The 8,719-nt window shown below is 37.3% G+C and carries 7 protein-coding genes and 1 pseudogene; 5 read left to right on the top strand and 3 right to left on the bottom strand.

All coding sequences use genetic code 11. The features are described from left to right. Together ACQR30_RS14540 and ACQR30_RS14545 are read right to left on the bottom strand one after the other, a co-directional pair. Nucleotides 1-246, bottom strand: a pseudogene (locus ACQR30_RS14540) (pectate lyase); the annotation flags it as partial. Nucleotides 247-505: 259 nt separating this feature from the next. Continuing rightward, nucleotides 506-2,050, bottom strand: a complete 1,545-nt coding sequence (locus tag ACQR30_RS14545; protein ID WP_429736380.1) for an RICIN domain-containing protein — start codon at nucleotides 2,048-2,050, stop codon at nucleotides 506-508. Nucleotides 2,051-2,386: 336 nt separating this feature from the next. Here ACQR30_RS14545 and ACQR30_RS14550 point away from each other — a divergent pair, with 336 nt between their 5' ends. The 3 genes from ACQR30_RS14550 to ACQR30_RS14560 all read left to right on the top strand — a co-directional run bounded on the left by ACQR30_RS14550 (nucleotide 2,387) and on the right by ACQR30_RS14560 (nucleotide 5,608). After that, entirely contained in the window at nucleotides 2,387-2,602 is a 216-nt protein-coding gene (locus tag ACQR30_RS14550; RefSeq protein ID WP_429736382.1) for a hypothetical protein, read from the top strand. A gap of 9 nt (nucleotides 2,603-2,611) precedes the next feature. After that, the gene (locus tag ACQR30_RS14555) at nucleotides 2,612-2,875 is read left to right on the top strand and encodes a hypothetical protein (protein ID WP_429736384.1); all 264 of its coding nucleotides are present in this window, start codon (nucleotides 2,612-2,614) and stop codon (nucleotides 2,873-2,875) included. Nucleotides 2,876-2,974: 99 nt separating this feature from the next. Further along, nucleotides 2,975-5,608: a glycoside hydrolase family 3 N-terminal domain-containing protein gene (locus ACQR30_RS14560; protein WP_429736386.1), complete on the top strand. Its 2,634-nt coding sequence runs from the start codon at nucleotides 2,975-2,977 to the stop codon at nucleotides 5,606-5,608. Nucleotides 5,609-6,134: 526 nt separating this feature from the next. On the opposite strand, the gene ACQR30_RS14565 is transcribed toward ACQR30_RS14560, so the two are convergent. Next, a complete protein-coding gene (locus ACQR30_RS14565; RefSeq protein WP_429736388.1) occupies nucleotides 6,135-6,806 on the bottom strand; it encodes a GNAT family N-acetyltransferase in 672 nt (223 codons plus the stop codon). A gap of 136 nt (nucleotides 6,807-6,942) precedes the next feature. On the opposite strand from ACQR30_RS14565, the gene ACQR30_RS14570 reads away from it, so the two are divergent. Continuing rightward, complete coding sequence (locus ACQR30_RS14570; protein WP_429736390.1) at nucleotides 6,943-7,956, top strand: helix-turn-helix domain-containing protein; 1,014 nt, start codon at nucleotides 6,943-6,945, stop codon at nucleotides 7,954-7,956. Nucleotides 7,957-8,101: 145 nt separating this feature from the next. Beyond that, nucleotides 8,102-8,599 carry a hypothetical protein gene (locus ACQR30_RS14575; protein ID WP_429736392.1) on the top strand — a complete coding sequence of 166 codons (498 nt, stop codon included), beginning with the start codon at nucleotides 8,102-8,104 and terminating at the stop codon, nucleotides 8,597-8,599. The last annotated feature ends 120 nt before the right edge of the window (nucleotides 8,600-8,719 follow it).

The raw sequence follows: 8,719 nt of genomic DNA on the forward strand, positions 1-8,719 counted from the left end.
CTTAGGCCAACCCCCGTTGTTTTTTTGAAACAAAAGGATATTATCTGCGATGTCCTTTATGTCGGTTGGATTGTAGCGCGGTTTTCCCGGGGCGGCATTAATCATGTTTTTGGCATCTGCAATGCCATACCAATGTCCTGTATTATCACTAAAAGGCGCAGAATCTATTTCCTTTGGCGCTTGCTGTGCATTTATACAGGAAAAAGTAATAAGCAAATTGCATAACAAGAAGATTATTCTTTTCATCTCTATATGATTTTTTATTGGATTCTATTTTTCTTATACAGACAATGGTTCATGGATCAAACAAATAGCCATTGCATAGTTAAAATATATATCGATAATCAACTAAAAAAAGTACGCAATCGATCCCTATAAAATCAAATCGGCTTATTTGGTTAAATAGATATTGCGAAAAAGAGTTAAAGTGCCGAAAAAGCCTCACCCTTATAAAAAAACCAACCTGTGAAAACAGGTTGGCTAAAGATATTTTGGAAACTAATTTTTATTGTGGAACGTAATTGAATTTCCATTGCTGAGCCACGGTACTATTTTGCGTATATAGCTGAATCTTATTGCCATTGGTTGTTGCTTGCGCATTATCGTCTAGAGCACTGGATGAAGCGTGCTTGGGAGAAAGTATACAGTATCCATTTGAACTTGGCATTATTTTCCACTGTTGATAACCAGCACCGGTATAATCGGATATATCTGCTTGTGTGCCATTTGTCGTACCACCATTTGCTATTTCCAATACTTTGGTGGTGTCCATTCTGGAAGCTATTTTATAATAGCCGTTAAACAAAGAGATAGGCACCCATTCTTGATTAGCGGAAATGGGGCTGTTGGGACTCCATAATTCAACCTTTGTCCCATTTGCTGTATAGCTGGCATATACATCTAAAAGGCTTGTACCGTTTACCGCAGAAACAATCTGAAATGTTGAATCTGGTGTAATGCCGGTACCGTCCCCTAAATAGAAATCTATTTCTCCATTACTGGAACTGGTACTTTTGACAATCGAGTTAGCACCTGTGGGTGTTGTTCTTGGTCCGTCATTAATGCCATACCACGATATAGTAGACGGAGTAGTCCCTGAACGAAGTGTAAGATGAATACCCGTCATAGCTTCATAGTCTTGATTTGGCCATCTTGACATTAAACTTGTATAGGGCTCAAAGCATTCTGCTAATCCGGTGGCTTCTGATTTCCTGACAATAGTTACATCTGCCGATGGATATCCTGTAAATCCTTCTTGGTATGTCCAGGTGGTATCGTCTGTGTTTGACACGAAGTTGATAAAGCCATGTAGAGATGTACCTGGTGTAACATCTACATAACTTCCGTGATAATATTGCCCATTGGCAAAATACCAGTTTCTAATGAAATATTTTGCACCTCTGCCATTGGACCACTCTAGAACTGGTTGAATGGCTCCCCCTGACAGTCCATTCCAAAAGAAGTATGTAACCAGATTCGTTGTATCAATGGGTTTAACAGGCACCACCCAATCTGTCGTAAATGATTGGATATTAGAAATGTCAGCCCCCATGTAGTACCCGGTATAATTAGTACCGGTTATGCTCGTTACATAGGAGGTTCCCAAAGTATTATTACGTGAGACTTGCTCGGAACTAGGAACCGAGGCGATCATCCCATTTCCGCCTGCCCCTAGCGTAGCTCGACTTATAGTGGTTTTAAGAGAAATGCCATATTCTTCTCTTAATTGAGCGGCATAGGTATATGGATTCATGTTGCTTGCTTTTAGGTCTGTTGCTGAGGCCACGCCAAAATCTTTTACAATTGCACCGGTGGAAAGACTTTTAATAACAAGGTGTCCATTGGCAACGGTACCATAGGTTGAATTGCTGACTTCGTGTACATGAGAAGACGGAACGTATCCATAAGGAGTCAGTTCTACTCCATTTGTAGAAGATGTCTCTTCTATCGTAGGATCGTCTTTTTTTAATCTTACACTATTCTTGCTACAAGAATAAAAGCTACCAATACTTGCTATCATAAGTATTGTGGCAAATTTTGAACTTTTCATAAATCGATTTTTATTTAAAAATTAATGAACAAGCATCATTACTAAGCAAGTACAATACATCGACAAATGGCGGGCTCGGATTTTATTCGCTAACGGATAAAGTTTCTGCTACATTATTGCTTTTATTTATATTATAAAACCTTTCTATCATGGTGGGGTAAACACAATCGGGCGGCACTTATTGAAACAAAGAATTAGATAATTCTGATATAAACTTATTTTAAATATCTCATATATTTCCAAGCAAACGTTTGTCTTAATTCTATTCAATGCTTAAAATAGATCATAGAAAATAAATGAAAATAATATCCTGAACTTTCAACCCCAAGACAAATAATGGATAAGGCTACACGAAATTATTTTTCAACTGCATTGACCGGATTATTTTATTTAAATCATCAGAAGAGACTCTTGTGTTGGGCTTTTTGTTCCGACCCATATATCAAAACAATACAGGCAGAAAATTTTTCAGGTTCAAATCCTGATGCATATAACAACAATCAATATAGCCCATACGAAGGAAAATTTGATAGTATAATTATGGGTGAGTAATATGTGAAGATGATTGCTGATAAATTTGACGCAAACAGCTCCGATAATGACGTGCATGAACAATTCAAATGTATGGCTGAAGTTGCATTAACCTCGGCTTACGTTTTGGAAAGAAAAGATGGAAGTTTGTTGTACTACAATTGTGTTGTAAAAAGAGAGGGCAAAAAAATTATTGTTATACCTAACGAAAAAATTATCACCCGGATCAATCTGAATTTGCAGAATAGCTATATCGTGCAGATATTATGGCGTAATGCCCCAGGTAGAAATTAAGGCTAAAAAAGGAATGAATTGGATCTCTTGAAAATTCAGAGCCAACGTTTGCGTAAATATTACTGCGTTATTTAGAGTATTTTGGTATTAAATTGATTGATGATGGCGTGTAGATATTTATTATTTGCAGGATGTTTATCCATATTTTTTGTTTCTGGCATTTTTGCCCAAAAAGACAAATATCTGTATCAGAATAAATCCGAGCCTGTCGCGCAGAGAGTTGCGGATTTGATGGGGCGCATGACCCTGCAAGAGAAAATCGATCAGCTGCGCCATATTCATTCCGAAAATTATGATGCAGATGGTAAGCCCGACATGCAAAAACTTAAAGAATTCACCAAAGGCAACAGCTTTGGTTGTATCGAAGGTTTTGGATTGACGTCCGAGCAATACGTGAAAACTATTTATCGTATTCAAAAATATATGAAAGATAGCACTAGATTAGGCATTCCGGTAATTCCGGTGTTAGAAGGATTACATGGAACCGTTCAGGATGGCTGCACTATTTACCCTCAATCCATAGCTATCGCCAGTACTTTTCATCCAGAGTTGGCTTATCAAATGAGTGTGAACATCGGCAAAGAAGTAAATGCTATTGGTGCAAAGCAGGTTTTCGCACCTGATTTAGATTTAGCTCGTGAATTGCGGTGGGGGCGTGTGGAAGAGACTTATGGAGAGGATCCATTCCTTGTCGGCGAAATGGGTTTAGCTTATGTTAAAGGCCTAAATGCCGAAAGGGTAATCCCAACACCAAAACATTTTGTTGCCCATGGCACGCCTACCGGCGGATTAAATCTTTCGGCTGTAGCCGGCGGGTTGAGAGACTTGTACTCACTCTATGTGCCACCCTTTGCAAAAGTGATTCGGCAAGCACAACCACTTTCTATTATGAATTGTTATAGCTCTTATGACAATGAACCAATAGCTGGTTCCAAATTTTTTCTAACAGATTTATTAAGAACTCAATTGGGATTTAAAGGGTATGTATATTCGGATTGGGGTTCTATTGCTATGTTATATTATTTTCATCACACTGCTGCAGATGCTTCCGATGCTGCGCTCCAAGCTCTTACGGCTGGATTGGATCTAGAGGCTGCGAGCTCTACTTATGAAAATTTATACGCTTTAGTCAAGAGTGGGAAATTAGATGTTCGTTACATAGATGCTGCGGTAAAGCATGTATTATACGCAAAATTTAAATCGGGGCTTTTTGATGATCCGTTACCCGATACAACTGCTTCCTTTAAAGGTCGAATTCATACAGTTGCATCCATAAAACTTGCCCGTAGGATAGCGGATGAAAGTATTGTGTTGTTGAAAAATGAAAATAATCTTTTACCCTTAAACCAAAGTAAAATAAAATCTATAGCCATCATTGGCCCTAACGCCGATGAAGCAGAATTTGGTGATTATACCTGGAGCAACACAAATGGGAATGGCGTTACACCATTGGCAGGTATTCAGCAGCTTGTTGGAAAAAACATTTCATTAAATTATGTAAAAGGATGTGATATTACCGGACTCGATTCTTCCCAGTTTGCCACAGCAGAAGAGGCGGCTAAACAAAGTGATGTAACTATTGTGTTTGCTGGCTCACGAAGTGCGGCGCTTGCGAAAAGAAGCGCTCCTGCCGTAAGTGGGGAAGGCTATGATTTAGACGATTTAGATTTGCCCGGTGTACAAGAGCAGTTAATTAGGGCAATGCAGAGAACCGGCAAACCGGTAATAGTTGTTTTAGTAACCGGTAGACCTTTCATATTATCTTGGGAAGCAAAAAATATTCCGGCAATCGCTGTGCAATGGTATGGAGGTGAAGAAGAGGGAAATGCGATAGCCGCAATGCTTTTTGGCAAAACAAATCCTTCAGGCAAACTCCCTATCTCTTTCCCAAAAAGTACAGGTAATCTTCCTGTGTATTACAACTATCTTCCTTCTGAAAGGGGCTTTTACCGTTCGCCGGGAACATTGGAAAAACCGGGTCGTGACTATGTTTTTGCAAAACCCGTGGCTTTATGGCCTTTTGGATATGGTCTTAGTTATACAAAATTTGATTTTAGTGATTTTACTATTTCTAAAGAAAAAGTTTTGGCCAATGATACAGTTTCTGTAAGCATTCATATAAAAAACGCTGGTGGTAGGGATGGGGCAGAGGTAGTTCAATTATATGTACGTGATTTGGTAAGCTCTATTGAAACCCCTGTGCAGGCATTAAAAGCATTTAAGAAAGTGTTTCTAAAGAAAGGAGAAGAGAAAATCGTTGCGCTCCAATTGCCAATAAGCGAGCTTTACTTATACGATAAGAATATGCGAAAAGTAGTGGAATCGGGTGATTTTGAAATAGAAGTTGGAGCAGCCTCTAATGATATTCGGGCTAAAGGAAAGATTACTGTTTTTGCTTCCCAAGCAAGTAAAGATTCTTCGTTAACCGGTACTATTATGAACGACTCGATGCCCGTTCATCAAAATGAAAAGTTACCGGATGGAAGAGCGACAAAGCGTTTAATTAAAGTCTCCGGTATTATTCGTAATGTACAAGCAGGCGTAATGTCAGGGGTTGTGGTAAGTTCTAAGTTTAAAGGTAATAATGCTGTGACAAACGATGGGGGAAAATTTATCATTTACGCGCCCGCAAATGATACGCTGATCGTCTCCAAAAAGGGTTATCAAACAAAAGAGGTTCCCGTAGACAATAATAGAGTTATTAATATCTCCATTAGCCAATCATCATTTTAGAAAATCGTAGTCTCGCGAAGATGAGACGGGGGCGGGTGATTATTCCTTTATAGTAATGGTAGAAAATGCTATGCTTTTTTTCAATGCTGAATTTTCGTATGGAATGGTGAAAGAAATAATACAACGAGAATTATTACTTGCAAATATTGCATATAATGAGGCAACAGATGGTGTGTCTTTTTTTGACATATCATTGCTAACTAAAATCAGGACGGGATCGAATTCTAGAAATGGGATCTTCTTTTTATGAAAAGATGATATTCTTTTGAATTTATAATTCGCCAAAACTCTAATTTTTTGCTACTTCTGGCGAATTATAAAATTCATATAATGGCAAAATTGATAGGCAGAAAATATGAAATAAGTTCACTTGCGGAGGCTTTGGAAAATTAGAGGAGCTAGGATTTATAAAGCAACAACATTGCTTCAAAAGCCGATAGCCAATGCAACACATACACCTAGCGAAATTTCGTTTATTAACAGCACGTGAAGTTGCCCTCTAAATATATTTGAAACTATTGAAAGGCTACAGACCTTTGTCTGGAAATAGATTCATGTAGTTGACGTGTTTAGGAGCCGGATATTTTTCAATAAAGGTGTCACGCGCATAGTTATAAAGCTTGCCTGTTTTATAGGTCAGATCAATATTTCGCAAGAAAGTAAATCCGGTACTTTCCGCTAGGCGGCAAGCAGGGACATTTAAAATATCCGGCTCTGCAAATACGGCATTCGCTTTACAATTATAAAACAGATATTCTAATACACATTGAATGATTCGATGCGAGAGTCTCTTAGTCTCAGCTCCAAAATGTTTTATTAATTGCCGATAAGGTGCCATCAGTAGATGAATTCCAAAATCATCTTGACCTGTCTCTATGAAATTAGAAAGGATAACTTTATTCACCTGATAAATATCTATTTGTGAAACGGGAAAATTGTCGAGATAAACAATGAGAACATTTTCCCAATTGCTATTCATTTTGTTTTTATAATACGCCAAAAAGGATTGATTATCCGGATGCATCTGCCAGTATTTTGTTGCGTACCACTGATTTGCCCAGTAATGCATGAGGGCTAGATGAAAATTACAATCCATTGCTATCAGGCGCATTTCTCTATTGTCGAATTGCTTTTTATAGAGGCAGATTTCCATCTCTGCTATGGCGTGCTGATGATTTGATTTGTTTATTCTTTTCATATTTAAAGAATTTAGAACCCAAAATTGTTACCTTTATAAGCCTATATCTTTATTGCTATTTGTTAATGCAAGTTATTACCTATGATTTGTAATCATTTGGCAATTTCAAAATTTTATCGTCTCAAAATTGAATTTTATGTCAGCTTTTGACATTCTAACAACGTTCAGGGATCGTTTCGAATGGAATAATCTTCCCTATAAGAAAAGAGGTCATTTATACTTGCCGGATAGCGAAGTTATCTCCCTTCATAGCAGTTGGTCAGATATGCATTTTCATTTCTGGGATAGGTTGAAATATATCTTATACCTAAATTTTTACGATGTAAGGGGAGGCCGTACTACCCATGTTCAGTCTTCTGATGCAACTGTTGAGTATACTTTAATGCTGGTTGGCGAAGCTAAAAATCGACTGGGCGGATTTAAACAAAATAATATCCGCCCGTCTTTTTTTAATATCAGTTACTTATCCAGTATTGATTCGGTTACAGAGTTCATGGCCGGCCAGTTTTATTGTACGTTGGACATTCATTTAAAAGAAATTTTTATTCTCGAATTGCTCCGGGAGTTTCCGGAAATTATGGAGCCATTTGTAAATTCGATCGAGAGAAAACAGTCCAGATTCCTTTATCCTTCCCATTTGCCTATTACTTTATTTATGGATGATATCGCCAATTCTATTGTAAATGCCTTACGTTTTGGTGGAAGCTTAAGTATTGTTGATAAAAATGTAGAAACAATGATAGCGCATGCCTTAACTTATACAAATACTGAAAACCATAAGAATCTGGATATCTATAGGAGGCAGTTAATGAATGAGATATATTTTAAATTAATGGAAGATCCTTTTAATACGCCTGAAATAAAAAAATTATGCAAAGTTGTGGGAATGAATGCTACTACACTACGCCAGATTTTTAGAAAGACATTCAACATGACCATTCATCAATGCTGGATAAAATTAAAATTGGATGATGCACTCTATATGATCGCCAAAGATCGTAACAAACTTATCGTAGAGGTAAGCAAAGAGGTCGGGTTTTCTTGCCTGGCCAATTTCTCCAAAGCTTTCAAAATTGAGCATAAGATTGCGCCAAGCCATCTTCAAAAATACCCTGACTTTTTTGACCTCTTTGCTAATGAAAATTTTTGAGTTCTTTTAAAATTTTTCTGATAAAATTACTAAGTAATTGATTCTCAATATGGAAGTTCCCGCCATGTATGCATAATATTTTTTTTCTGCCAAATGATTTCATTTTTTGATTAGGAATTTTGAACTATCAAAATGAGACATCCGGATGAAACTACAAATGGAAATATTATTAGACGATCAGGCGGTGGATTCTATCAGTGCTATCCCTGCGAGCTTGGAAAAGCATTTCTGGCCCTATTTACATTCTTACTTTTCATATGAAGATCCCCGTGTTGATATTCTCTTTCAGCATGCCAGTATCGGGGATTTCGGCTATTTAGTGATTCACTTCTATGTACGTAAAAAAGTGAAAATTACTTTCCGGCAAGGCTCACCTATGATGTTTCTGTTAACCAATTTGGGACCATCTTTAAAATGTGACGTGGGAGACATGCCCAATCAGGAATTCAGTAATAGTTGCTTTAATATTTTTCACTTGCCGAATTTTTCCATATCGCTTTATCCTGAGGCAAATGAAAAGCATTATGAGTTGATGCTTCTCGAAATTAAAGATATAAAGTCATTATTAGATATTACAAACGAAAAAGGAGCAGACTCTCTTAAAAATATGTTCAGTAAAATGCAACAAAAGAGAGATACTTGACTAGGCACATATTAACTGTATTGAAAAGCAAGAAATTTCTATAGACCGCTAAATGAAAAATGAAAAAGCAACAAATCATAGCAATTATTACTACCCTACTTATTCTGCTCTGGATCTATG

It is taken from the genome of Arachidicoccus sp., assembly GCF_050436765.1.
Lineage (GTDB): Bacteria > Bacteroidota > Bacteroidia > Chitinophagales > Chitinophagaceae > Arachidicoccus.